Origin of the sequence: Nocardia kruczakiae NBRC 101016 (assembly GCF_001612965.1) — a bacterium.
Taxonomy (GTDB): domain Bacteria; phylum Actinomycetota; class Actinomycetes; order Mycobacteriales; family Mycobacteriaceae; genus Nocardia; species Nocardia kruczakiae.
The window spans coordinates 67,476-92,352 of record NZ_BDBL01000034.1 but is presented as its reverse complement, the minus strand read 5'-3'; the positions used below and the strand labels follow the sequence as shown (position 1 = coordinate 92,352).

The 24,877-nt window shown below is 66.8% G+C and carries 21 protein-coding genes; 16 read left to right on the top strand and 5 right to left on the bottom strand.

Translation table 11 applies throughout. The annotated features are described in order from the left end of the window. The first annotated feature begins 83 nt into the window (after window positions 1-83). From NK1_RS23920 to NK1_RS23890, 7 genes are all read left to right on the top strand, one after another. On the top strand, window positions 84-1,100 hold the full coding sequence (locus NK1_RS23920) for an ABC transporter permease (protein ID WP_063012107.1): 1,017 nt from the start codon (window positions 84-86) through the stop codon (window positions 1,098-1,100). A gap of 58 nt (window positions 1,101-1,158) precedes the next feature. Then, the gene (locus NK1_RS23915; protein WP_063012105.1) at window positions 1,159-2,229 is read left to right on the top strand and encodes a sugar ABC transporter substrate-binding protein; all 1,071 of its coding nucleotides are present in this window, start codon (window positions 1,159-1,161) and stop codon (window positions 2,227-2,229) included. A 2-nt stretch (window positions 2,230-2,231) separates the two neighbouring features. Next, window positions 2,232-4,466 (top strand): ABC transporter permease, encoded by a 2,235-nt coding sequence (locus NK1_RS23910; protein WP_063012103.1) that lies wholly within the window; start codon window positions 2,232-2,234, stop codon window positions 4,464-4,466. Further along, window positions 4,463-5,554: a hypothetical protein gene (locus NK1_RS23905; RefSeq protein ID WP_063012101.1), complete on the top strand. Its 1,092-nt coding sequence runs from the start codon at window positions 4,463-4,465 to the stop codon at window positions 5,552-5,554. Before NK1_RS23910 ends, NK1_RS23905 begins: the two co-directional genes overlap by 4 nt. Window positions 5,555-5,559: 5 nt before the next feature. Beyond that, a complete protein-coding gene (locus NK1_RS23900) occupies window positions 5,560-7,074 on the top strand; it encodes a sugar ABC transporter ATP-binding protein (RefSeq protein ID WP_063012099.1) in 1,515 nt (504 codons plus the stop codon). 243 nt (window positions 7,075-7,317) lie between these two features. After that, window positions 7,318-8,421: a lactonase family protein gene (locus tag NK1_RS23895; protein ID WP_167354294.1), complete on the top strand. Its 1,104-nt coding sequence runs from the start codon at window positions 7,318-7,320 to the stop codon at window positions 8,419-8,421. A gap of 123 nt (window positions 8,422-8,544) precedes the next feature. Beyond that, window positions 8,545-9,303 carry an SDR family NAD(P)-dependent oxidoreductase gene (locus NK1_RS23890; RefSeq protein ID WP_063012095.1) on the top strand — a complete coding sequence of 253 codons (759 nt, stop codon included), beginning with the start codon at window positions 8,545-8,547 and terminating at the stop codon, window positions 9,301-9,303. A 166-nt stretch (window positions 9,304-9,469) separates the two neighbouring features. Here NK1_RS23890 and NK1_RS23885 read toward each other — a convergent pair whose 3' ends face one another. From NK1_RS23885 to NK1_RS23875, 3 genes are all read right to left on the bottom strand, one after another. Next, window positions 9,470-10,519 (bottom strand): zinc-dependent alcohol dehydrogenase family protein, encoded by a 1,050-nt coding sequence (locus tag NK1_RS23885; protein WP_063012135.1) that lies wholly within the window; start codon window positions 10,517-10,519, stop codon window positions 9,470-9,472. 48 nt (window positions 10,520-10,567) lie between these two features. After that, on the bottom strand, window positions 10,568-12,034 hold the full coding sequence (locus tag NK1_RS23880; protein ID WP_063012093.1) for an aldehyde dehydrogenase: 1,467 nt from the start codon (window positions 12,032-12,034) through the stop codon (window positions 10,568-10,570). Window positions 12,035-12,221: 187 nt separating this feature from the next. Then, window positions 12,222-13,643 carry an MmgE/PrpD family protein gene (locus NK1_RS23875; RefSeq protein ID WP_063012091.1) on the bottom strand — a complete coding sequence of 474 codons (1,422 nt, stop codon included), beginning with the start codon at window positions 13,641-13,643 and terminating at the stop codon, window positions 12,222-12,224. Between the two features lie 208 nt (window positions 13,644-13,851). Here NK1_RS23875 and NK1_RS23870 point away from each other — a divergent pair, with 208 nt between their 5' ends. From NK1_RS23870 to NK1_RS23855, 5 genes are all read left to right on the top strand, one after another. Next, window positions 13,852-14,952, top strand: coding sequence for a helix-turn-helix transcriptional regulator (locus tag NK1_RS23870; protein ID WP_063012089.1), 1,101 nt, complete (start codon window positions 13,852-13,854; stop codon window positions 14,950-14,952). A gap of 147 nt (window positions 14,953-15,099) precedes the next feature. Then, on the top strand, window positions 15,100-15,282 hold the full coding sequence (locus tag NK1_RS34680) for a hypothetical protein (protein WP_157104406.1): 183 nt from the start codon (window positions 15,100-15,102) through the stop codon (window positions 15,280-15,282). 67 nt (window positions 15,283-15,349) lie between these two features. Beyond that, window positions 15,350-16,570, top strand: coding sequence for a CoA transferase (locus tag NK1_RS23865; RefSeq protein ID WP_218023163.1), 1,221 nt, complete (start codon window positions 15,350-15,352; stop codon window positions 16,568-16,570). Window positions 16,571-17,158: 588 nt separating this feature from the next. Next, window positions 17,159-17,398 carry a hypothetical protein gene (locus NK1_RS23860; RefSeq protein ID WP_063012085.1) on the top strand — a complete coding sequence of 80 codons (240 nt, stop codon included), beginning with the start codon at window positions 17,159-17,161 and terminating at the stop codon, window positions 17,396-17,398. Next, entirely contained in the window at window positions 17,379-18,542 is a 1,164-nt protein-coding gene (locus tag NK1_RS23855; protein WP_063012083.1) for a hypothetical protein, read from the top strand. The genes NK1_RS23860 and NK1_RS23855 overlap by 20 nt, the downstream gene beginning before the upstream one ends. Before the next feature lie 76 nt (window positions 18,543-18,618). Here NK1_RS23855 and NK1_RS23850 read toward each other — a convergent pair whose 3' ends face one another. Next, on the bottom strand, window positions 18,619-19,782 hold the full coding sequence (locus NK1_RS23850; protein ID WP_063012081.1) for an acyl-CoA dehydrogenase family protein: 1,164 nt from the start codon (window positions 19,780-19,782) through the stop codon (window positions 18,619-18,621). An 85-nt stretch (window positions 19,783-19,867) separates the two neighbouring features. Continuing rightward, window positions 19,868-21,076 carry an acetyl-CoA C-acetyltransferase gene (locus NK1_RS23845; RefSeq protein ID WP_063012133.1) on the bottom strand — a complete coding sequence of 403 codons (1,209 nt, stop codon included), beginning with the start codon at window positions 21,074-21,076 and terminating at the stop codon, window positions 19,868-19,870. A gap of 144 nt (window positions 21,077-21,220) precedes the next feature. Here NK1_RS23845 and NK1_RS23840 point away from each other — a divergent pair, with 144 nt between their 5' ends. Genes NK1_RS23840 through NK1_RS23825 form a run of 4 tightly spaced genes read left to right on the top strand, consistent with a single transcriptional unit; the run spans window position 21,221 to window position 24,875 of the window. Further along, window positions 21,221-22,384 carry an acyl-CoA dehydrogenase family protein gene (locus NK1_RS23840; protein WP_063012079.1) on the top strand — a complete coding sequence of 388 codons (1,164 nt, stop codon included), beginning with the start codon at window positions 21,221-21,223 and terminating at the stop codon, window positions 22,382-22,384. After that, window positions 22,381-23,235: an HpcH/HpaI aldolase/citrate lyase family protein gene (locus NK1_RS23835; RefSeq protein ID WP_063012077.1), complete on the top strand. Its 855-nt coding sequence runs from the start codon at window positions 22,381-22,383 to the stop codon at window positions 23,233-23,235. Before NK1_RS23840 ends, NK1_RS23835 begins: the two co-directional genes overlap by 4 nt. 24 nt (window positions 23,236-23,259) lie before the next feature. Beyond that, entirely contained in the window at window positions 23,260-24,006 is a 747-nt protein-coding gene (gene fabG, locus NK1_RS23830; RefSeq protein WP_063012075.1) for a 3-oxoacyl-ACP reductase FabG, read from the top strand. Next, window positions 24,006-24,875, top strand: coding sequence for an HTD2 family dehydratase (locus NK1_RS23825; protein WP_063012073.1), 870 nt, complete (start codon window positions 24,006-24,008; stop codon window positions 24,873-24,875). The genes fabG and NK1_RS23825 overlap by 1 nt, the downstream gene beginning before the upstream one ends. Window positions 24,876-24,877: the final 2 nt, after the last annotated feature.

The window sequence follows — 24,877 nt, the reverse complement described above, 5'->3', positions numbered from 1 at the left end:
CCGCCACAGTTGTCAGCCACATCACATGACTGACGAGGAGCGGCGATGGAGCCATCACACAGCAGCGACGGGCGTGGTCGACGATGACCACGGCCACGCTGGACACTCGCGTACACATCTCGCCACGGGCTCGGATCGCCCGGGTCGAACAGGGCTATCTGGTGCTCGGCATCACGGTGCTGGTCTGCCTCGTGGGTGCACTGGCGACTCCGAACTTCCTGTCGCTGAACAACTTCACCAGCATCGCGAGCCTGTCGGCGGCGTTCGGCATTCTGGCCGTCGGCGAGGCGGTGGTCATCCTCGGCAAGGGGATCGACTTGTCGGTGGCCGGAATCGGGCTCGGCTCCGCGCAGGCGACCCTGGCGTTCATGAATCGCGGTATGCCGGAAGGTGAAGCGATTCTCCTCATGGCCGGACTGGCCCTGCTGATCGGCGTGATCAACGGTGTGCTGATCGCCTACTTCGAGGTGCCGGCACTGTTCGCGACCCTGGCGACCGGCATGCTCGCCATCGGCGGTGTCGACATCCTGTTCCTGACGAGCAACGTCTACAACGTGCCCGGCGGATCCTGGATCGCGGCGCTGAACAACGGCGCGGTCCTCGGCGTTCCGCGACCGGTGCTGGTGGCCGCCGCGGTGTTCGTCCTGGCGTGGCTGTTCATCTCCTTCACCTCCGCGGGCCGGTTGATCCGCGCGATGGGCGACAACTTCGACACCGCCCGCGCCACCGGCGCTCCCGTGCGTCCGCTGCAGGTGCTGACCTACGTGATCGCCGCATTGCTGGCCGTGCTGGCCGGATATGTGGCGGTGTCGATCCAGGGCAGCGTGCAGACCACCGTCACCTCCTTCGATCCGATCCTGTTCACGGCGTTGACCGTCGCCGTCATCGGCGGTGTCTCGCTGTCGGGCGGGCGCGGCACGATTCTCGGTGTGCTCGCGGGGTCGCTGTTCGTCGGCGTCCTGAACAACCTGCTGGTGCTGCACGGCCTCACCACCGCCTTCCAGGACCTCATCCGTGGCGCGGTGCTGATCGCCGCCATCGCCTTCGACGCCTGGCTGCATCCACGCAACGTCGAGACCGAGAAGTCCGGCGAACTGTAATGCCCTCCCCCACAAGTCATTTCCCAATCGACAAGTCACACAGCAGGAAGGTTCGACGATGAACCGTAAGAAGATACTCGCCCTGGTGACGGCCGCTCTGGCAGCGTTCGCCGTCGCCGGATGTTCGGTGGACAGCGGCGCCAGTTCCGGCGGAGCCGCGGGCGGCGATCAGGCGTTCGGCGCCACCGTGGATATGAACGCCGCGGTGCAGAAGGCCCACGACGTGATGAAGGGCAAGAAGATCGCCTTCGTCCCGATCCTCTACAAAGGCTATGCGCTGACCGAGAACTGGGGTTCGACGATGCAGCGGGCCTTCGGCAATCTCGGCGCCGACTTCCAGGTCTACGACTCCAATTTCTCCAGCGACCGGATGATCAGCACGATCAACGACCTGATCGCCCGCAAGGCCGCCGATGTCCTGGTGCTGCAGAACCAGGATCTGGGCCTGCTCGACAGCGCGATTCAGCAGGCCGAGCGCGCCGGCATCTACACCGTCGTGCTGAACATGATGTCGACCCGCCTCGGTGACGCGTTCATCGGCGTCGACGTCGGGCACGCCGCCCGCACGATCGCCCAGCGCGCGGCCGACGACTGCGGCCGCCGCAACGCGCCCAAGCAGGTCGCGATCATCGACGGCCCCGGTAACGACCCGGCCTCGATCCAGTGGACCAAAGGCATTCACGATGTGCTCGATCCGCTGGGATACACAGTGACCCTTGCCCATTCGCAGTTCCAGAACGCGGTCGCCCAGCAGGCGGCGGAGTCGATGCTGCAGCAGTCGCAGGGCAAGCTGTGCGGTTTCCTGGTGACCTACGACGTCAACGCGGTGACCGTCGGCCAGACCGTCGCCAACGCCGTCGGACGCGGCCAGGTGGCACCGGATTCGGTGGGTACCTACACCTTCGACGCCGACAAGAGCTGGTGTGACGCGCTGAAGCAGGGCCTGGTCACCGCGTCGGTCGCCTACGACGTCCAAGGCATCGGTGAGGCGGCGGCGGTCGCGACCCAGCAGCTGATCCAGTCCGGCGTCAAACCCGCCGGCAACCACACCGTGTCGTTCGTCTCCGACGCGATGGTCGACAAGTCCAACGTCGACGACGTCTCCATCGCCTGCTACAAGGGCCAGTGAGCATGACCGTCGACGCACTCACCGACACCTCGCCGCCCGCGACGTCTTCCCCGACGTTGACGCGCGGGCGGCTGGGGATCAAGTACCTGTCCCGCGGCGTGGACTCCTTCCCGCTCACCGGCGGTAGGTGGACCGACCGCATCGCGCGCTACCGCACGCTGTCGGAGCTGTTCGAGAAGCGCTGGATGGAGGGCGCGGTCCCGCTCGGTCTGGCGCTGATCCTGTGCGCGATCGTGCTGTCCACCACCCCGGTCGGCGCCGATAACACCCCGCTCATCCTCGACCAGGCGACCGAATACGGCCTGCTCGCCATCGGTTTGACGGTGGTACTCGTCGGCGGCGGCATCGATCTGTCGGTCGGTTCCGTCGTCGGCGTCGCCTCGCTCGGTGCGATGGTGGCCAACCGGGTGTGGAACTGGCCGATGCCGCTGGTGGTGCCCGCGGCGATCGTGATCGGGGCCGCGCTCGGCGCGATCAACGGCGTCCTCATCGCCCGGCTGAAGATGCGCCCGTTCATCACGACGCTGGTGACCCTGATCGCGTTCGGCGGCGCGGCCTCCGCGCTGCAGAGCGCCTACAGCACGAAGATCGGCATCGCGAAACCCGACATCGTCTGGGATTTCCTGAGTTTCGGCAAGGTCGCCGGCATCCCGACCGAATGGTTCCTCTTCGCCGTGGTGTTGATCGTCGTGCACCTCGGGCTGACCCGTTCCCGCTGGGGCTGGTGGGTCACCGCGGTCGGCTCGGATCGACGGTCCGCGCGCCGCAACGGCATTCCGGTCGTCGCCACCACCTTCTGGATCTATGTGCTCTCCGGGGCGCTGGCCGGCCTGTCGGGTCTGCTCACCGCGGCCCGGCTCGGCCGCACCGATCCGAATGTCGGGCACGGCTGGGAGATCATCGCGTTGACCGCGGTGGTGCTCGGCGGGGTGAGCTTGAAGGGTGGCCGCGGATCGGTTCTGCGGGCGACCGTCGGCGTGCTCGTGGTGGCGATCATCCAGCAGGCCACCATCGCCGAGGGTGCACAGGGGTCCTACTACACGGTGATCCTCGCGGCGGTGCTGCTGCTGTTCACGATCCTCGACCTGAAATGGGGTAAGTATCGGCAGCGCACGGTCGAGAAGCTCAAGATCGACCCCGCGAAACTGGTCCTGCCGCCGCTGATCGATATCAACGCCCCCGGCAGCGTCTGGAATCTCAACAGCCGTCTGACCGGCGCGCCGCCGATCGGCCTGGGCCAGATCCGTGGTGCCGAGGATTGCGCCGTCGACGCCGACGGCAACGTCTTCTGCGGTGATCAGCGTGGCTGGGTGTGGAAGTTCGCACCCGACCGCACCGAGGGTGAGATCTTCTCTCGCACCGGCGGTTTCCCCTGCGGTCACGTGTTCGACCGCGAGGGGAACCTGGTGGTCGCGGTGGGCGGTATGGGCGTCTACCGGATCTCGCCGGACGGGGAATCGGAACTGCTGGCCAACAAGGTCAAACGCAGCCCGTTCTCCCTGCTCGACGACTCCGGCCTGCGGGCCGTCGACGACCTCGACGTGGCCCCCGACGGCTCGATCTACGCCTCGGATTTCTCCACCCGCAACAACACCGCCGACTTCCTGATCGAACTGGTGGAGTTCCGCGCCAACGGACGGGTGGTGCGCATCGATCCCGACGGCAGCACCGAGGTGGTCGTCTCCCATCACGTATTCCCCAACGGAATCTGCACCTCGCACGACGGGCAGTCGATCCTGATCGTCAGCACCGGGCTGTGCCGGGTGGACCGGTTGTGGATCGCCGGGCCGAAACAGGGTCAGCTCGAGCCGGTTCTGGAGAACCTGCCCGGCTACCCGGACAATCTGAACCGGTCCTCGGACGGCAACTACTGGCTGCCGCTGTGCGCGATGCGGACCCCGATGTCGGATCTGCTGCGCAAGTATCCGGGAGTGCGGCGGCGGATGACACGCGAAGTGTCACTGGACAATTGGGTCGTTCCGCAGCTGAACATGTCGTGTGTGCTCAAGTTCGACGACCGCGGCCGCATCCTGGACGTGCTGTGGGACCAGACCATGGAGAACTATCCGATGGTGACCTCGGTCAAGGAACAGGCCGGCCATCTGTACCTGTGCGGCGTCAGCAACAACCGCATCGGCCGGCTGCCGCTGGAGGCGAGCGAGATCGGCAGCATCGACCCGAATCGTATTCCGGGACTGCCGGATACGAGGCGCACACCGGCCGGGGTGATCCTGTGAACCGCACGATCGCCACCCTCGCCGAATGGATCAATCCGGCCTGGGGCAAGCACCGGACCGTACCGCCGATGGATGCCGGACTGCGGCCCAACCGGCGGCTCGACGAGGCGAGGGAACTGCTGGCGAACGACGTCTACGCACCCGACGACGTCGTCATCACCGCATCCGGTGCGGTGCTGTTCGGCAGCGGCAACTCCCTGTTCTCGCTGCGCGACGGTGAGGTCCGCATCCTCGCCGATCTGCCGGGACCGGTCGGCACGCTCGTATGCCGGGGCAGCGCGGTGATCGCCGGCGTCGAGGGCACCGGGCTCGTCGCGGTGGACATGTCGGGGACGGTGACCGACCTGTGCACCGACCCCGTGGTCACCACCTGCGTCACCGATCTCGCGGTCCTGCCCGACGGTTCGCTGATCGGCACGGTCGGTTCCCGAAACCACGACGCGGGCAACTGGTCTCGGGCGTTGGTGCGCGGCGACCGTTCCGGCCTCATCGTCCGATTCGACGGCTCGCGGGCGCGGGTCGAGGCGCAGGGTCTGGGGTGGCCGTCGGGCATCGAGGTGGCCTCGCCCACCGAGGTGCTGGTGTCGCTGAGTTTCGATCACCGCATCGAGCTGCGCGCCCTGGCGAACCTCGCCCGCCCGTCGCGGCCGATCGCCCGCAATATGCCGATCTACCCGGGCCGCCTCGCGGCCGCCGGGGACGGCTGGTGGGTGGCGGCGCCCTACATCCGCAATCGCGTCACCGAGATGCTGCTCGACGAACCCGAGGTCATCGAGGAAATGGTGGCGCACGTCGACCCCGAGGACTGGTTCGTGCCGCGACTGCGCTGCACCAACCCCTACACCGACACCATGCAGATGGGCCAGTTGCGGGTGCTGGGCGAGGTCAAACCGTGGGCGCCGGCGCGCTCGTGCGGCCTGGTGCTGCGGGTGGACCGCACCGGGCGCGTGGTGGAGAGCGCACACGCGCGGGTCGACAGCCCTCGCCACGGCGTGACCGGCGTGGCGGTCTCCGACAGTGCAATCCTGGCAGCGGCCAAGGGTTTCGGCAACATCCTGCAGCTGACCGGCGACAACGAAAGAGGGTGACAAGGATGCCTTATGCGGTCAACGACACGGCCGTCGAGCCGGTGATCCGGCTGTCGGATGTGAGCAAACGCTACGGCGGCACCTACGCGCTGCGCGGCGTCGACTTCGACGTGCGGCCCGGTGAGATCCACGCCCTGCTGGGTGAGAACGGCGCCGGCAAATCGACGATGGTGAAGATCATCTCCGGCGCCGTCGCCCACGACAGCGGAACCCTTGAAGTGGACGGCAGCGAACGCCGGTTCACCGCGCCGAAGGATTCGGTGGAAGCCGGTATCTCGATGGTGTACCAGGAGGGCTCCCTGGTCGAGACCATGACAGTGGCGCAGAACCTGTTCATGGGCAACGAGAAGGTGTTCAACAACCTCGGCCACCTCAACATCGTCGCGCGAGAACTACTGGAGTCACACAACTTCCACATCCGGCCGGACGTGCCGGCCGGGGCGCTGGGTGTGGGGCAGAAGCAGATGGTCGAGATCGCGCGGGCGGTGCACCGCAACGCCAAGCTGGTGATCCTCGACGAGCCGACCTCCTCGGTGACCCCGGAGGAACGGCTGCAACTGTTCATGTCGATGCAGCACCTCAAGCGCAAGGGCATCGGCGTCATCTTCATCACCCATATGCTCGACGAGGCGTTCGAGGAGGCCGACCGCATCACCGTGCTGCGCGACGGCGAGGTGCAGGGCACCCTGACCCGGCCGGAGTTCAGCCGCCACGAGGTCGTGCGAATGATGGTGGGCCGCAACGTCGAAATGGGCCGGGTGCTGCCCCAGCGCGAACCCGATCCCACCCCGGTGCTCGAGGTCGAGGACGTGACACTGCTTCCGGTGGTGCGCAATATGTCGTTCTCCGCCTACGCCGGTGAGATCGTCGGCATCTACGGTCTGGTCGGTGCGGGCCGCAGCGAGGTGGCGATGATCATCAGCGGCATCATGAAGCGACGCCGATTGCGCGGTGGCACCACCCGATTGAACGGCCGCGAAGTCCGTTTCCGCACACCGCGGCACGCGCGCAAGGCGGGCATCGTCTACATCACCGAGGACCGTAAGGCCTCCGGCTTCTTCAGCCACCTGACGATCGCCGACAACATCTATCTCGGTCATCTGTGCAGCGCGCGGCGACTGCCGTTCCTGGTGCGTCCGGGCGCCAAGAAGTCCGTGGCGCAACGGTTCGTCGAACTGTTCCAGGTCCGGACCCTGCAACCGAACCGGGCCACACTGGAAGAACTCAGCGGCGGTAACCAGCAGAAGGTCGTGCTCGCCAAGGGACTGACCCGCAAACCGCTGGTCGCCATCATCGACGAGCCCACCCGCGGTGTGGATCTGGGCACCATCCCGGAGATTCACGCCATGATTCGGGGACTCGCCGACGACGGCGTGGCGGTCGTCGTCATCTCCTCGTACATGCCGGAGATCCGGGCGCTGTCCGACCGCATCCTCGTCGCCAAGAACGGGACGATCGCCGCCGAATTCGCCCCGGACGAAGCCGACGAGACCCGGCTGATGTTCGCCGCCGTGCATTAGAGCCAGTGGGCGATTCGCCCTGCACAGCCCCGGTTCGAGCCGAGCCGGGGCTACCGCTCGTTCTCGGATCTACCGAGGACCGATGTCCAAGTATCTGGACAGTCGCCGCCGGCAATTCTCCCTAGCTTCGAATTCATGACATCTGGTTCGAAGACGACAGGTGAGTCGGCACCGGCAACCGGGACCGCCGCCGACTCGAAGTGCCGTGTGACCGAGCGCCGGCGTGCCCGGTGGGCGGCCGCGATGGGATCGATCCTGTTGCCGGGGATGATGGTTCTCCCGTTGCCGGCGGAGGCTTTCGCCGACGCGCCCGCCTCGAGTTCACCCGGCTACCATCTGTACGCGCACGGCTTCCTCAGTGACGGGGTGGTGGGCTACAACGCCACTGATACCGCTGCGCCACAACCCATTCCGGGCGTTCCCTCCGGCGTCGCGAGCTGGCCGCAGGTCGCTTCGCCGGACGGGCGCTTCCTCTATGTCGCCTCCGGGGCGACGCGCACCCTGCTCGTCTATGCGATCGGGCACGACGGCCATCTCACTGCCCTTCCGGGGATGACACTGCCCGATATTCCGGTGGATATCGCCTTCACCGCCGACAGCCGCCGCGCCTACGTCGTGATGGGCGTGGCGAACGCCTCGATCATGGCGCTGACCATCCGCGACGACGGCACGCCGGTCCCCAACGGTCCCACCGTGCCGTTCGGCGCGCCGGCCGACGGCGTCTCCTCCGCCGTGGTGTCCCCCGACGGCCGAAACCTGTATGCGGCAAGCTATCTCATGGATCAGCTGGTCCGGTTCGCGATCAACGACGACGGCACGGTCACCCCGGCGCAGCAGCGAATCCCCACCGGCTCCGGCCCGATCTACCCGACGATCACCCCGGACGGGCGCCACCTCTACATCGCCAACGAGCGCGGGGGCAGTGTGTCGGGCTACACCATCGCCGGTGACGGCACCTTGAGCCCGGTTGCCGGTTCGCCGTTCACCTCCGGACTGCTGCCGCATGTCATGAGCGTGACCCCCGACAGCAAATACGTGTACGTCCCGAATATGGGCTCGAACTTCATCAGCGCCTATGCCGTGCAGCCCGACGGAGCCCTGCGCCCGCTGCCCGACGCACCGTTCGGAAACGGCCCGCTCGGCCCCATGTCCGAGTCGTCGGTGATGTCGCCGAGCGGCGACGCACTCTGGGTATTCGGTACGGACCCGGCGCAGGTCGGCCAGAACATCCTGCGCCGCTACCACGTGGGCAGCGGCGGCGCCCTCGATCCGGACGAAACCACCGTCATCCGGACCGATACTCGGGTCGCGGATGGGCGGACCCTCACGCTCGCGCCGGGCTGGTAGGACCGCGACTCTCGGCGACACCGACCGCCGACCAAAACCGTTGTGGCTCGGGCATTCCGGGCACGCACCACGGACGTCGGCATCCACGCCGACCTTCGACCACTATCCGACAGGAGAAGCATCATGGCTGGAATCGACGATCGCTCCGTCATCGTGACGGGCGGCGCGAGCGGTATCGGCGAGGCGGCCGCGCGGCTGTTCGCCGAGAACGGCGCCAAGGTCACCATCGCCGATGTCACCACCGAGGCAGGCGAAGCGCTGGCGAAGCAACTGACCGCCGAGGGATACACCGCCCAGTTCGTCACCACGGATGTGACGAACGAACAGCAGGTGCAGGCGATGGTCGAGGCGGCCGTGTCGGCGTACGGCCGCCTCGACGGCGCGTTCAACAACGCGGGAATCCCGAACTCGGGGAAAAGCCTGGTCGACATCACGCGGGCGGATTTCGACCGGATCTTCGCCGTCAACGTCGCGGGACCGTTCCTGTGCATGAAGTACGAGATTCCGGCCATGATCGAGGCCGGCGGCGGTTCGATCGTGAACACGGCTTCGGTGGGAGCGTTCGTCTACATCCCGATGGCCGCCGAATACACCGCCTCCAAACACGCTGTCGCGGGCCTGACCAAAGGCGCGGCCGCGGAATACGGCGAACACGGCATCCGTGTCAACGCCATCGGCGTCTCGACCGCCAAGACGCCGATGTACCTGGAGTACCTGGAGAACAATCCGTCCTACGCCGATACCGTCGCGGCCACCCATGCCCTGCGCCGCGCGAGCGAACCCGTCGAACACGCCCAGGCCGCCATGTGGCTGCTGTCGGACGCCGCGTCGTTCGTGACCGGCACGACCTTGGCCACCGACGGCGGTTACACGCTGTACTGAGGCTGACTCTTCCCATCTCTTCAGGTGCGGCGGTCGCGACCGCCGCACCTGACGCGTTATATGGCAGACGAACGTGTCTCGCCCTGCGACACCACGCAGCTCGCCCTGGCAGCTGGGGAAGTTGCTGCCAGGGCGAGTCGTCGACAGATGCGCCGGAGGTCGGTCGTCAGAACTCGATGACGGCCTTGCCTCCGGTCTGCTTGTCGAATTCACGGTAGGCCTGATCGGCGTCGTCGAGCGTCCAGTGGTCGGTGAAGATTTTGTCGACGTCGACGCCGTGACGGGCGATGAAGCGGGCGCAATCACCTTGTCCCACAACGGAGAAGGTGTAGGAGCCGATGATGGTCAGCTGCTTGCGGATGATCTCCGGGCTGACGTTCAGCGTCACCTGGCCACCCTCGCCGACGAATCCGACCCGACCCCACGGCGCGGCGGCCTGCACCGCGGCCGCCCGGGCGGGCGCCGCGCCCGAGCAGTCGAGAGCACAGCTCACGCCCTTTCCCCCGGTCAGTTCTCGGATCGCTTCCACCGCGTCTGTAGCGCTGGAGTCGACGGCGTGCGCGGCACCGAATTCGACTGCCCGAGCCACTCTTTCCGGTGCGACATCGACGGCGATGACCTCGGCGCCCATCGCCGCGGCCAACTGCACCGCGGACTGGCCGACCGGTCCCTGCCCGAACACGGCGATGGTGTCGCGGGCGTCGATATTCAGCCGCACCAGCCCGCCGAAGGCGGTTCCGGTGCCGCAGGCGATGGCCGCGCCGGCGGCGAAGCTCAGCTCGTCCGGCAGCGGAACCAGCGTGCGCGCGGGCACTTTGATGTAGTCGGCGTGGCCGCCGTGGGCGGTGGCGCCGAAGATCTTCGCGCCGCGTTCACACATCTGGGTCCATCCGCTGCGACACAGGTCGCAGAATCCACATCCGTCGTAGTGATGCACCATCACCCGGTCACCGACGCGCACGGCACGGGCGTCCACCTCGGATCCGAGAGCCACCACCACACCACACGGCTCGTGCCCGGCGATGATGCCGGCGTCGTCACCGTGGAGTCCGAACGCGGCCAGTGCCTCGCCCGGAGCGGCGCGATAGAACCGGAGGTCGCTACCGCACATCCCGGACGCCTTGATCTGAACGACCACGTCCGCGGGCCCGGGTTCGGGGTCGTCGAACGAAACGATTTCGAGGTTGCGGTCACCGTTGAACACAACGCCGCGCATCGGCACTCCTCTGCTTCCGGCCAGCGCCGGGTCGGTCGAATGATGGTGTCAGGACAGCGATTCCGCCAGCGAAGCCGACAGTCCGTAGGACTTGGGCTCGACGTATCCGTCGAACCCCTCCAGCCCGGCCTCGCGACCGATGCCGCTGCATTTGAAGCCCCCGATGGGCGAGTGGAAACCGACGACGTTGCCGTTCAATTCCACTGTGCCCGTGCGGATCCGGCGCGCGACCGCCAGCGCGTGCTCGTCGTCGGCGGTGAACACCGAACCGTTGAGACCGAACATCGAGTTGTTGGCGATCGCGACGGCCTCGTCCTCGTCGGCGAAACTCAGCACCGACAGCACCGGGCCGAAGATCTCCTCCTGCGCGATCCGCATATCCGGTGCGACGCCGGTGAAAACGGTCGGCTCCACGAACCAGCCCCGATCCAGACCGGCGGGCCGGCCGCCGCCGACGGCGATCTTCGCGCCCTCGTTGCGGCCGATCTCGAGGTAGCTCTCGATCATGGCGCGCTGGCGGGCGCTGACCACCGGCCCGATCTCGGTCGCCGCGTCGGACGGGTCCCCGACGGGCATCGCTTCGACCATCGCGACCAGCCGTTCGACCAGTTCGGCCTCGCGCGAGCGGGCCACCACGATGCGGGTCTTGTTGCTGCACGCCTGGCCGTTGTTGCGCATCGAGAGCTTGCGGATCTGGCCGATCGCCAGATCGAGGTCGGCATCGTCGAGCACGATGGCCGCGGACTTACCGCCCAATTCCAAAGTGACGCGGCGCAGGTCACGTCCGCAGAGTTCCGCGACGCGGCGGCCCGCGGCGGTGGAGCCGGTGAACGACACCTTGTCGATACCGGGATGGGTGACCAGATGTTCGCTGACCCCGCGGTCGGCGGGCAGGATGTTGACCACACCGTCCGGCAGGCCCGCAGCCTGCAGGATTTCGCCGAGGATGTAGCCGTTGAGCGGCGCCTCGGGGGCGGTTTTGAGCACCACCGTGCAGCCGGCGAGCAGCGCGGGCCCGAGCTTGAGCATGGCGATCTGCAACGGCATGTTCCACGGAATGACCGCGGCGACAACGCCGATCGGCTCGCGCGTCACCAGGCCGGTGCCGGTGGCCGAGCGCCGGATGCTGCTCCATTCGTAGCTCGGCGCCAGTCCGAGGAAGGCGTCCAGCAGCAATTTCGCCCCCAGCGACTGGGTGCTGCGCGACAGCGTGATGGGACTGCCCATCTCGGTGGTGATCAGCTCGGCGATCTCCTCCTGCCGCTCCCCCAGCCCGGCGCTGACGCGGGTCAGCACCTCGATCCGTTCGGGCAGCGACAGCTGCGGCCAGGGGCCGTGATCGAACGCGTGCCGGGCGGCCGCGACGGCACGGTCGACATCGCTGGCCGCCGAGTTCGGCACGTGCGCCACGGTCTGTTCCGTGTACGGCGAGATCACCGCGATCTTCTCCGTCGCGGTGGGATCGGCCCAGCGACCGCCGATGAACAGCTTCGAATAGTTGCCCTGATAGACCATGTTCTTCTCCTCGCACCGGCCGAAGCATCGCTCACGCCGGACCCGTCGGAGAGCCGCCGTCTCGGAACCGAGGGCGGCTCGGTAGTTGCGCTGCGCGGCGCGCTGTCGTCGAGTGTGTCGCAGCGCACACGCGAGGCGATATCCGTCGCCGGTCGTATTCGACTACGACCTTCAGCCGATGGCGGGTTTACCGAGTGCCGAGCCGGCGCATGACCGTCGCGAAATCGTCGACGTTCTCGAGGTCGAACACCGCCTCGACGATGCTGTCGATCTGCGAATCCGCGATGACGCCTTCGGCATTGACCCGGAACTTGGCGATCAGCTCCGCATCGGTCATCCGGGTGTCCGGATCCGGTGTCGGGCTGCCCTTCGGATACACCCGGTCGGCGACGAAAGTCGTTCCGCGAGCGTCGACTTCGATGCGGGCGGGCCGCGCCGACGGATGCGCCGACAGCGCCTGGAAATAGTCCGGATGCGGCTGGAAGGTGACCCGCTCCATCAGATCCATGACCGAGCGGCTGAACACGAGATCCGGATCGTGCCACGCCTTGCTCGGGGTGATGTTGTGCGCGCCGACGGCCAGGCCGTGCGCGATGCTGAACTGCGCGTCGTGGGTGCTGTCGATGACGTTGCTCAACCACAGCGGATGCAGGACCGCGGCTTCGCCCCAGCAGCGGATCGCCTCGATCTCCTCCGGCTTCAGATCGTTGTTTTCGACGATCTCGGTCAGCGCGTGCAGTGGCGCGTGCAGGATCCGGCAGTGCGGATACGGCTTGAAGGTCTGCTCCGCGGGGAACAGCCATTCCTCCCCCAGACCGGTGGTGATGTTCTGCGGTTCCCAGCGCCGGGTGCCGATGAAGCGGCGGTAGCCGAGTTCGGCGTCGTCGAGGACCGGCAGATCACCGCGGTGGCCGAGCTTGGCCATGTAGGCCGCGGTGAGCGAGGCATTGGTGAGAGCGCCGGCCAGCGAGTACTTGATCGTCGCGGTCGGCGCGTGCGCCAGCCACGACCGCATCGAATTCACCGGCGAGGTACTGGCCGCGATCGCGAGTGCGTGGGCGAGTACCTCGGCGGAATAGCCCTCGAGCTTTCCGACGGCCGCGGTGGCGCCGAAGACGGTATTGCTGTAGCCCAGCACCGGCGACAGGTTCATCTCTGTGTCGGTGCGGTCGCGCAGATAGTCGACGGATTTGTAGAAGCGGAACGACATCTCGTGCGACAGCGCGATCGCGGCGATCACATCCCGGCCGGAGCGCTGCTGACGTTCGGCCACCGCCATGGTCTGCGGCAATACATACGGTGTCACATGACCGGGCGGCAGAACTGCATCGAAGTCGAGGGCGTTGATCAACTCACCGTTGGCGAACGCGGCCCCGAAGATCGATACCCGGTCGGGGGTGCCGATGATGGTCGCATCACCGCCGGTACCACCGGCGAGGCGGCCGAATTCGATGCCGATCTTTCCCTTGTGCTGGTCGACTGCGCCGAGTGCACAGCCCATCGAATCGAGCAGGATCCGCTTGCATTCGACGACAACCTCCTCCGGCAGGCGGCGATAGTCGACGCCGGAGGTGAAGTCGGCCAATTGTTCGACGATGGTCTTGGACACGAACGGAGGTCCTTTCCTGGCTACCGCGCGGCTGGGATGCCGATATCAACGATGACGTCGACCAGGGCCGGTGACATCCACCGCTGGTCCGATCGAAGTACGACCTTCGGTCGACTGCGGTCACGTTGCGCGAAACTGTGACATCGAGGTCCATACTACCGCTAGAATTGGACATAATATATTGTCCTTGGGAAGTAGTGGAGCGACAGTGACAACCGCAACGACGGATTCACCCCGCCGCGACGTAGCGCTCGACAGGGAGCTCGGCATCCGGATCCGCGAACTCGTCGTCGACGCCGGCGCCACGCTCGGCCGGGAATTCCCCACCTACGACTACTCCTGGGCGCTGACGGCCAAGCAGATCCTGCGCTATCTGTGGGATGCGACTCTCGCGGATCTGGTTCGGGCCACCGACGCCCGGCCCGACCTACCGGCCCGCCTCACCGCGTTGCTCGCCCGAATTCGCGAAGCCGAGAGCGCGGTCGACGAGGCGCGGCTCAACGAGGGCGTCGAACTGCTGCGCCGAGTCCGCCGCGCACTGGCGAGTCTGCACGACGCGGTAACGGTCGACGATCTGTTCACCCGGGCACCCGAAGCGGCCTGCACCTTGGGATTCGATCGGGTGCTGTTGTCCACGGTGGAGAATTCGGTATGGAAGCTGAGCACCATGTGCGTGGTCGGTGATCCGAAACTGGCCGAAGACATGGTGGCGACCGGGCGCGACAATCCGCCACGACTCGACGGCACCTTGATCGAGTCCGATATCGTCGCGCACGGCCGGGCCGGACTGGCGCTCGACGTGCAGCAGAATCCGCGAGTCGAGCGAACCTTGGTGAAGATGTCGCGCTGCACCTCCTATGCCATCGCCCCGCTGGCGGTGCAGGGGCGGGTCGTCGGCATGGTGCACGGGGACTGCTATCAGCCACATCGTGAGGTGGATGCCTCCGACCGGGCGGTGCTCAATCTGTTCGCCGAAGGCTTGAGCCACAACCTGGCCCGGGTTCGGGTGCTGGAAGGTGTCGCCGATCTGCAGCGCGGGATGCAGCAACTCACCGGCACCATGCAGATAACGGCCCGCCCCACGCTTGCGGCACCCGTCCAGCCCCACCCCCTGCTGTCGAGCCGCGAGGTCGAGGTGGTCGAACTGCTCGCCGCGGGCGAACCGAACCGCCTGATCGCGCGCAAGCTGTCGATCTCCGAGGGCACGGTCAAGACCCACGTCACCCACATCCTGCGCAAGCTCGGAGCCGCCAATCGCGCCGAGGCGGTGTCCTACTGGCTACGAGACACTCCAATCCGGGCGCACTGACCTCCCCTCGACAGTGGCGACTGTGGGATTCGGAGGGCATCATCGGCACCATCCACCCACTCTTCGCTCGTCCACGTATAATATATTGTGCACTACCGCTGGCAGGTGCCTGCCGTAACTTCAACCTCCCGCGACAGAGGTGTGCCCATGACGAGGATCACGACCCAGCCCGACGACCGGACCGCACCCGGTCCACACCAAGTCGTGCGCGGCATCCACCGGTTGTCCGCGATCATGGAGATCAACGCCCCTCTCGACGTGCTGGCGCCGCAGGGCCGAGTCGGGCACGGCAATCGCGCGACCGTGCTCCGCTTCGCATCTGCAGCGTGAAAGAACCTGCAACACATACCTTTTCGTTCCGGCGAGCACGCGCCGCATACACATCGTGGAGGATCACGTGAGCACAGACCATTCCCCGTTGACGGGCCTGCGGATCGTGGAATTCGCCAGTTTCGTGGCGGGCCCGTCCGGCGGGATGACGCTGGGCCAGCTCGGTGCCGACGTCATCCGGGTCGACCCGATCGGCGGGGCGGCCGATTACACCCGATGGCCGCTGTCGCAGCGGACCGGGCGCAGCCTGTACTGGACCGCGCTGAATCGCGGTAAGCGTTCCGTCGCGGTCGACCTGCGCTCCCCCGAAGGCCAGGAGTTGATCATCGGATTGGCCACCGCGCCGGGACCGGACTGGGGCATCGTGGTGGACAACAATGTGGGGCGGGAGTGGCTGTCCTATGAAGCACTGAGTCAACGCCGCGCCGACCTGATCCAGGTACACATCGACGGTTACGCCGACGGCCGGGCGGCCGTGGACTACACGGTGAATCCCGATGCGGGCGTTGCCGATATGACCGGGCCGCTCGATGCGGCCGCACCGGTGAACCATGTCCTGCCCGCCTGGGATCTGCTGGCCGGCATGACCGCGACCACGGGCCTGCTGGCCGCCCTGCACCGCCGCACCCGCAGCGGCGAGGGCTCGTTCCTGCGGATCGCCCTGGCCGATGTGGCCTTCTCCTCGCTGGTGAACCTGGGCTGGCTGGCCGAGGCCGACGAACTCGGCACCGCCCGCCCCAAACACGGCAACCAGGTCTACGGCAGCTACGGCGCCGACTTCGAGACCGCCGACGGCAACCGCATCATGGTCGTCGCCCTCACCCGCCGCCACTGGGACGCCCTGCGCACCCTCACCGGCACGGACTCGGTATTCGACGCACTCGAGAAATCCCTCGGCGCCGACTTCCGCACCGAAGACGACCGCTACCGCCACCGCGAGGTCGTCACCGCCATCCTGCGCCCCTGGTTCGCCGCCCGTCCGCTCACCGAAATCGACCGCGCCCTAACCGAATCCGGTGTGCTGTGGAGCAAATTCCGCACGGTCCACGATGTGGCAGCCGGCTACCGCGCCGAGGGCGCACCCGCCATCTTCGGCGAGGTCGACCAGCCCGGCATCGGCCCGGTCCTGACCAGCCGCTCCCCCTTGCGCATCGGCTCCGAATACGGCGACTTCGCGGTCGCGCCCGACCTCGGCGAGCACACCGGAGAAGTGCTGTCCGAAGTGCTCGGACTGAGCGACGCCGAGTTGGGACGTTTGCACGATGCGGGGGTCATCGCGGCGAAGTAGTCGTCACGAATACCGCTTCTGGCCTGCGCATTTCGATCCTGTTGCCAGCACGGCCGCACCCTCTCGGCCAGCGCGATCGGCGGCACCTGTCCCGGTAACAGCCCTATGATTGCCGCCATGGCACGGCTACCGTGGGCGCATGGGGACACCGAACGTCGCATTGCGCGCCGCACGGACCGCGCGGTTGCTCAGCCAGGATGATCTCGCCCGGGCGCTGCGCGAAGCCGGGGTACGCGAGGTGCCCGTGACGATATGTCCGTCGACGGTGAGGTCGAGTTCGAGGACGCCGGCCGCGGACTTCGGCAGACTGCGAACGTGAGACGGTCACCGTGCTGTAGTAAGACGTAGTGCGACGAGGTGAACGCACACCGTCAACCGACCATATCGGCATCCTTACGCTCCGCGCGGTCATGTGCGTGACCGACGTCGAAACAGTAACGCCGCGACTGTCGTTCGCACGCTGGGCGGGAGAACCCGAGCCCCGCTCCCAATGACCACGCCAGCGTTCCGCGGGGCCATCACTGCCGCCTCCTGGAAAGCATGGTTCCGGGCTGGACTGCAGAAGTTTTGTTCTCAACGACCGACACGATGGCCGACCGACTGAAGCGGCTGTCCCGCAACAGTTTCGGCCGAGGACAGCCGGTCGACTCTGTCGCAGCGGCCTTACAGGCCAAGGAGCCGAACGGACTGATCAACAGCGCGACCGAGGACCTACTGTGGGACTACGACGGCGATGACATCGTGGTCACGCTGACCAGAGACTATCTGCGACCGAACGAATCGGTGACGCTACGTTGGGAGATCGATCGTGACCAGGCAACTGCGTGACGCCGCCGAGCACGTTCTACGAGCCTGGAACCGATACGAAATCGAACGCGGCGCGCACCCCGTCATCGACTACGACTGCTCGCCGATTACCTCCGACGTCCCGGCAGTCGACAACAGGCTCGAAGCCCTGCAACGCCTGTCGGAGCTCGAGGCCGAAGCCGCAGCGGCCGGCGACACCACCCTCGCCAGCAGAATCGACGCAGACATCGCCTACTGCGCCGCACTGCTCGGCGAGCACGACCCCCTCGATCGGTATGTTCGCCGCACGCAGGGATGCGAGCCCAAGGGATGGTCGGACGAATACCTCCAGCAACACCTCGAGCGAGCACAACACTGCCTCGCCGCACTCGGCATCGACTGGGGCCCCAAAACCCTCACCGACTTGATGGAAGCCGAAGGCCCCCTCGACGCCTCGGTCAGTGCAGACGCGATCCGCGAAGCCGCCGCCGACCTCGAACCAAGCGTGCGCGCCGCAACAGGCGCGACCGCGGACTACGACCTCACCATCGAATCCGTCGACGTCGACGCCTACTGGAGCTACTGGCTCGACGGCGCGGGCCAGAAACCGCGACTACGAATCAACCTCCGAAACGCCCGCTTCACCCAAGTGGTAGCCCGCCAATTCGCACTCCACGAAATCCTCGGCCACGCACTGCAATTCGCAAGCATCTCCGCACGATGCGCCGCCGAAGACGTGCCCTGGATTCGCCTCTTTTCCGTCCATTCACCGAATCAGGTCCTGTTCGAAGGTCTCGCCCAGGCAATGCCACTATTCGTCACTCCCGACGACGAAAACCTCACCACCCGAGTGCGATTGGATCATTACCACCAACTCGTCCGCGGCCAGCTACACCTCGCGCTGGCAGCCGGAGAGCCGATCCTCGACCTCGCCGAGCGCGCCCGGCGCAGCGTGCCCTACTGGACCGATTCCCAGATCGCCGACCTGCTCACCGACCGCGGCGCCAACACGCTCCTGCGGTCCTACATGTGGTCATACTCTGCCGGGATAGATTGGTTCGTGCGCCTCGCCGACACACCCAACGCGCCGGTGGAGCAGGTCCTGCAAGCCGTCTATCGGGCGCCACACACCCCCAACGAACTGATGGCGTGTTGGCACGGCGGTCCAACCATCGGTGCCGAATGACCACTATCGTCGGCGGTTGCGAACAGCAGAAGTCCGGTCGGGCGTCCGTAGCCGCCGACCGGGCTTCGAGTCGATCTCACCCTCGGTCGGTCACCCTGTTGCGCGAGATCAGCTGCGCCGCAATCACATTGCGCTGGATTTCGTTGGTGCCCTCGCCGAGGATCATCAGCGGGGCGTCGCGGAAGTAGCGTTCGACCTCGTATTCCTTGGAGAAGCCGTAGCCGCCGTGCACGCGCATGGCATCGAGGGCCACCTCCATCGCGGCCTCCGAGGCATACAGCTTGGCCATGCCGGCTTCCATATCGGCGCGCAGGCCCTGATCGATGCGGTCTGCGGCGTCGGCGGTGAGCAGGCGCGCGGCCTGAACCTTGGTGACCATATTGGCCAGGTGGATGCCGACGGCCTGGTGCTGCCAGATCGGCTTGCCGAACGATTCGCGCTGCTGGGCGTAGGCGGTGGCGTCGGCGAGCGCGGCTTGCGCCACGCCCACGGCGCGGGAGGCGACCTGAACGCGCCCGACCTCGAGGCCACGCATCATGTGGTTCCAGCCGACACCGGGCGCGCCGCCGAGGATCGACGAGTTCGGCACGCGCATATTGTCGAAGACCAGCTCACAGGCCTCCACACCGCGGTATCCGAGCTTGGGCAGCTTCTTCGAGATGATCATGCCCTCACCCGGCTCGACCAGCACCACACTCATACCCTTGTGCGTGGGCGTGGCATCGCGGTCGGTGATGCACAGCAGACCGATCAGGCCGGAGTGCGCCGCGTTGGAGATCCAGGTCTTGCTGCCGTTGATCACCAGATCGTCGCCCTCGGCGCGGGCGTAGGTGCGCATGCCCTGCAGGTCACTGCCGCCGCTGGGTTCGGTCAGCGCCATGGTCGCCCGGATCTCACCGGTCGCCATCTTCGGCAGGAACTTCGCCTTCTGCTCGTCCGTGCCGAAGGTCCGCACCAGATACGAGATCACGGAATGGCCGCCGATCGCACCGGCCATACTCATCCAGCCGCGGGCCAGCTCCTCGGTGACCCGCGCGAAACAGGCCGTGCTGACCTCGATTCCGCCGAATTCCGACGGAACCAACAGGCCGAAGCACCCGAGCTGCTTCATCTCGTCGATCAGCTCGCCGGGGTAGATATCGTCGGCTTCGAACTCCCGCACCCGAGGCCGGACCTTCTCGTCGACGAACTTGCCGACCAGGGCAACGATCTCCTGCTCGTCAGGATTAAGGGTGGTCATCGTTCTCCTTCGCGCCGATGAGAGGTCGTCCGAACCGCATCGGCAAGAATTATATATTTTATTTCCATAGCCTACAAGACGGCCGTCAGACCGCTTCCACGGTGGCGGCGAGCCCCTGACCACCGCCGATGCACATGGTGGCCAGCCCCTTGCCGCCGCCGCGGCGATGCAGTTCGTGCAGCAGGGTGGTCACCATCCGCATACCCGTCGCACCGATCGGATGTCCGAGCGAGATGCCGGAGCCGTTGACATTGAGCCGATCGTGATCGCGCCAGCCCCAGCCTTCCAGCACCGCGAGCACCTGCACCGCGAACGCCTCGTTCAACTCGACCAGATCGAGTCCGTTCAGCAACCGCTGGGTGTCGATGCCTTGGCGCGCAGCGAGTTTCGCGACCGCCGGCACGGGGCCGATACCCATCCGCGACGGATCGCAGCCCGCCGCGGCCCAGCCGTCGAGATATCCGATCGGGGTCAGGCCGAGCTCCTCGAGCCGGTCTTCGGCCACGACCAGGCAGGCCGCGGCGGCGTCGTTCTGCTGGCTGGCATTTCCGGCGGTCACCGTGCCGCCGGGCTGGATCGCGCGCAGCTTGGCGAGGGTTTCGGTGGTGCTGTCGGGCCGCACCCCCTCATCGGTAGCGAAGATCCGCGGCTCGCCGCGACGCTGCGGCACCGAGACCGGAACCACCTCGTCGTCGAATCGGCCGTTCTTCCACGCCGCCGCGGCACGCTGATGGCTGCGCGCGGCATAGGCGTCGGCGCTCTCACGATCGATCTTGTAGTCGTTCGCCAGATTCTCGGCGGTCTCGATCATCCCGGAGATTCGGCCGAACCGTTCTTCCGGCTGCGACCGCTCGCGTCCCCGGTCGAGCCGATCATAGAGCGACACAGTGCCCGCGCGCGCACCCCAGCGGGTGGCGGTCGAGTAGTACTCGATCCGGCTCATCGACTCCACACCGCCCGCCAGAACCACATCGGCGGCACCGGTCTGCACCATCATCGCCGCGGTCACCAGTGCCTGCAGCCCACCGCCGCAGCGCCGATCCAGCTGCATACCGGGCACACCGATCGGCAGCCCGGCGTGCAGCGCCACCCAGCGGCCCACGCACGGCACCTCGGAGTTGGCATAGGACTGCGCGAAGACCACGTCATCGATACGCTCGGGATCGACGCCGGAGCGGGTGACCACCTCACGAACGACGGTCGCCGCCAGATCCTCCACCGTGACGTCGCGCAGGGCGCCACCGAAGGTCCCCACGGGAGTCCGGAGTGGATCCACGATCGCGACCCGACGCAAATATTGCTGTTTCGACACCGTTGCCTCACCTGTTCCGATCGTATTGGCTTGTGGCGGTCATCGGCCCGCAGCACGTCCGATGACGCTTGCCTCGCATACATTTTATATAATATTCTTTGACGAGACCAGAGGACGGTGATCGAAATGCCCGAGGTGGGCCCCGAGGACTTCAGCGCGATCCTCGCACACGTGCGCGAATTCGTTCGAACGAAGGTCGTGCCGCGCGAACAGGAGATCATGGAGGCCGACGCCATCCCCGACGACCTGCGCAAGCAGGCCGCCGAGATGGGTCTGTTCGGCTATGCGATCCCGCAGCAGTGGGGCGGACTCGGCCTGGATCTGACCCAGGATGTCGAGCTGGCGATGGAATTCGGCTACACCTCGCTGTCGTTGCGCTCGATGTTCGGCACCAACAACGGCATCGCGGGCCAGGTGCTGGTGAACTTCGGCACCGACGAGCAGAAATCGCAGTGGCTCGAGCGCATCGCCTCCGGTGAGGTGGTGGCCTCCTTCGCGCTGACCGAGCCCGGCGCGGGCTCGAACCCGGCCGGTCTTCGCACCAAAGCCGTTCGCGACGGCGATGATTGGGTGATCGACGGCCAGAAGCGCTTCATCACCAACGCGCCGATCGCGGATCTGTTCATCGTCTTCGCCCGCACCCGCCCCGCCGACGAATCGGGGCCGGGTATCGCGGTCTTCCTGGTCCCCGCCGACACCCCCGGACTCGAGGTCGGCGTGAAGGACAAGAAGATGGGTCAGGAAGGCGCGTGGACCGCCGATGTGGTGTTCTCCGGTGTGCGCGTCCCCGCCTCCGCGCTGGTGGGCGGCTCGGAAGATGTCGGTTACAAGGCGGCGATGACCTCATTGGCGCGTGGCCGCGTCCACATCGCCGCGCTCGCCGTCGGTTCGGCGCAGCGTGCGCTCGACGAATCGGTCTCCTACGCCGCCTCCGCGACCCAGGGCGGCCACCCGATCGGCGAATTCCAGCTGGTGCAAGCCATGATCGCCGATCAGCAGACCGGCGTGATGGCCGGAAGGGCGTTGGTACGAGAGGCAGCCGCCCGCTACGTCAGCGGCGAGGACCGGCGCATCGGTCCCTCGGCAGCGAAGCTGTTCTGCACCGAAATGGTCGGCAAGGTGGCCGATCTGGCCGTTCAGGTTCACGGTGGCACCGGATATATGCGCGAGGTCCCGGTGGAGCGCATCTACCGCGATGTCCGGTTGCTGCGGCTGTACGAGGGCACCAGCGAAATTCAGCGCCTGATCATCGGCGGCGGGCTGATCCGCGAGGCAGGGAAGCGCAAATGACGGCAGCCCGACACGATTCACTCGGCGTGGCGACCGGATCGGCTGCGGTCGACACCGCAGCGACATGGTTGTTCGTGCCAGGTGACCGACCGGACCGGTTCGCCAAAGCGCAGGCGGCCGGCGCGGATCTGGTCGTGCTGGACCTCGAGGACGCGGTCGCGCCCGATCGAAAGGATGAGGCGCGTGACTACGTACACCAATGGCTCGCCGGCGGAAACCGGAGTGCGGTGCGCATCAACGCGGCCGGAACCCACTGGTACGCGGAGGATCTCGCCATGCTGGCACAACACCGTGCCATCGTGATGATCCCCAAGGCCGAGGAGCCCGACGCGCTGTTGAATGCCGCAGCGGGACTGGACTCCCCCCTCTTCATCGCGCTGATCGAAACCGCGCGCGGTGTGCTGAACGCGGCGGCGCTCGCCGATTCCCCCGAGGTCCGGCGCCTCGCCATCGGCACATTCGACCTGGCCGCCCAACTCGGTATCGACCCCAGCGATCGCGACGCACTGGCGGCCTCGCGCAGTGCGCTGGTACTCGCGTCGGCGGCGGCGGGTCTGCCCGGGCCGATCGACGGCGTCACCGGCAGTATCGATGAACCCGAATTACTGACCGCCGATGTCAACTACGCCCGCAGGCTCGGATTCACCGGCAAGCTGTGCATTCATCCTCGCCAGGTCGCCACGGCGGCCGCTGCGCTACGTCCCAGTTCGGACGAAATCCGCTGGGCCACTTCGGTGGTGGAGGCGGTCAGCGCCGATGGTGTCGCCGTTCTGAACGGTCAGATGGTCGACAAACCGGTCGTGGACCGCGCACACCGCATCCTGCTCCAGGCCGGCACCTCCCCGTCCTGACGTCCCGACGAAACGGAGTTCGACATGTCCCAACCCTTGCTGCACAACCGCACCGCCGTCATCACCGGCGCCGCCCAGGGCATCGGCTATGCCATCGCGGAGACGTTCATCGCCGAGGGCGCCCGGGTCGTGCTCGGCGACCTGGACGCCGACACGGTGAAGCAGGCCGCCGAACGCCTCGGCGGACCGGACAAGGCCATCGGTGTCCGCTGCGATGTCACCGAATCCGCCGATGTCGATGCCCTGCTGCAGGCCGCGCTGGACACCTACGACGGCCTCGACATCATGGTCAACAACGCCGGTATCACCCGTGACGCCACCATGCGCACCATGACCGAAGAGCAGTTCGACCAGGTCATCTCGGTACACCTCAAGGGCACCTGGAACGGCACCCGCAAGGCGGCCGCGATCATGCGCGAGCGCAAGCGCGGCGCGATCGTGAACCTCTCGTCGCTGTCGGGCAAGGTCGGACTGGTCGGGCAGACCAACTATTCCGCCGCCAAAGCCGGAATCGTCGGACTGTCCAAGGCGGCCGCGAAAGAGGTCGCCCACCACGGCATCCGGATCAACGCCATCCAGCCGGGCTTGATCCGTACCCCCATGACCGAGGCCATGCCGGAGAAGGTGTGGGAGCAGAAGATGGCCGAGATCCCGATGGGCCGCGCCGGTGAGGTCAGCGAGATCGCCTCGGTGGCACTGTTTCTGGCCTCCGATCTGTCGTCGTACATGACCGGCACCGTGCTCGAGGTCACCGGCGGAAGGTTCATGTAGTGGTGCAGTGGGAACCGCATACCGTCACCACCGAGGAGATCATCGAACCGGGTCCCGTCGCGACTCTGGCGTCGCTGTTCGACGACGGCCTGCCGGCCCCCGGCCCCGGTGACGAACTACCGCCGATGTGGCATTGGGTGGCTTTGCCGCGGTGGCCGGCCTCGTCGCTGATCGGCACCGACGGGCATCCCGTGCGCGGTAGTTTCCTGCCGCCCGTCGATCTGCCGCGGCGCATGTTCGCCGGCGGAGAGGTGGCCTGGCACAGCGAAATTCATGTCGGCGAGACCGTCCGGCGGGTGTCGCGAGTGGAGTCGGTGACCGAGAAGTCGGGGCGCTCCGGGAAACTCGTCGTCGTGGTCGTGTCGACGGGGCTGTATCGCGACGGCGGCGAACTGGCGCTCGAGGAGCGTCAGGACCTCATCTACCGCGAGGCCGGCACCGGCTCCACCGCCGAGGCGCCGGTCGCCGACGCCGCCGTTTTGACACCGGTCGGCAGCCCGCTGCACCGCAGCGCGGACACGGTGTGGGACTTCGCGACCGATCCGACCCTGCTCATGCGGTTCTCCGCGGCCACCGCCAATGCCCACCGCATCCACTACGACTGGCCCTACGCCACCCGCGTAGAGGGCTATCCGGGATTGGTCGTGCACGGGCCGCTGATCACCCTCGCGGCGGCCGAAGTTCGGCGCCTGACGGGTGCGCCCGGACGCCCGGCGCGCCTGCGCCACCGCAACCGCGCTCCCCTGTTCTGCGCACAGAACGCGCAGTTCCGGACCCAGCGCGACGAGAAGGCGCTCCGGGTCGAACTGTTCGGCCCCGGCGGCGAGACGGCCGGTCCGAACGCGACCGTCGAATTCGACCTCGGATAAGG

Coding starts and splice junctions, on each gene's coding strand:
- NK1_RS23920 (WP_063012107.1), top strand. CDS start 84: ATGACCACGGCCACGCTGGACACTCGCGTACACATCTCGCCACGGGCT.
- NK1_RS23915 (WP_063012105.1), top strand. CDS start 1,159: ATGAACCGTAAGAAGATACTCGCCCTGGTGACGGCCGCTCTGGCAGCG.
- NK1_RS23910 (WP_063012103.1), top strand. CDS start 2,232: ATGACCGTCGACGCACTCACCGACACCTCGCCGCCCGCGACGTCTTCC.
- NK1_RS23900 (WP_063012099.1), top strand. CDS start 5,560: ATGCCTTATGCGGTCAACGACACGGCCGTCGAGCCGGTGATCCGGCTG.
- NK1_RS23895 (WP_167354294.1), top strand. CDS start 7,318: ATGGGATCGATCCTGTTGCCGGGGATGATGGTTCTCCCGTTGCCGGCG.
- NK1_RS23890 (WP_063012095.1), top strand. CDS start 8,545: ATGGCTGGAATCGACGATCGCTCCGTCATCGTGACGGGCGGCGCGAGC.
- NK1_RS23885 (WP_063012135.1), bottom strand. CDS start 10,519: ATGCGCGGCGTTGTGTTCAACGGTGACCGCAACCTCGAAATCGTTTCG.
- NK1_RS23880 (WP_063012093.1), bottom strand. CDS start 12,034: ATGGTCTATCAGGGCAACTATTCGAAGCTGTTCATCGGCGGTCGCTGG.
- NK1_RS34680 (WP_157104406.1), top strand. CDS start 15,100: ATGACGAGGATCACGACCCAGCCCGACGACCGGACCGCACCCGGTCCA.
- NK1_RS23860 (WP_063012085.1), top strand. CDS start 17,159: ATGGCCGACCGACTGAAGCGGCTGTCCCGCAACAGTTTCGGCCGAGGA.
- NK1_RS23850 (WP_063012081.1), bottom strand. CDS start 19,782: ATGACCACCCTTAATCCTGACGAGCAGGAGATCGTTGCCCTGGTCGGC.
- NK1_RS23840 (WP_063012079.1), top strand. CDS start 21,221: ATGCCCGAGGTGGGCCCCGAGGACTTCAGCGCGATCCTCGCACACGTG.
- NK1_RS23835 (WP_063012077.1), top strand. CDS start 22,381: ATGACGGCAGCCCGACACGATTCACTCGGCGTGGCGACCGGATCGGCT.
- fabG (WP_063012075.1), top strand. CDS start 23,260: ATGTCCCAACCCTTGCTGCACAACCGCACCGCCGTCATCACCGGCGCC.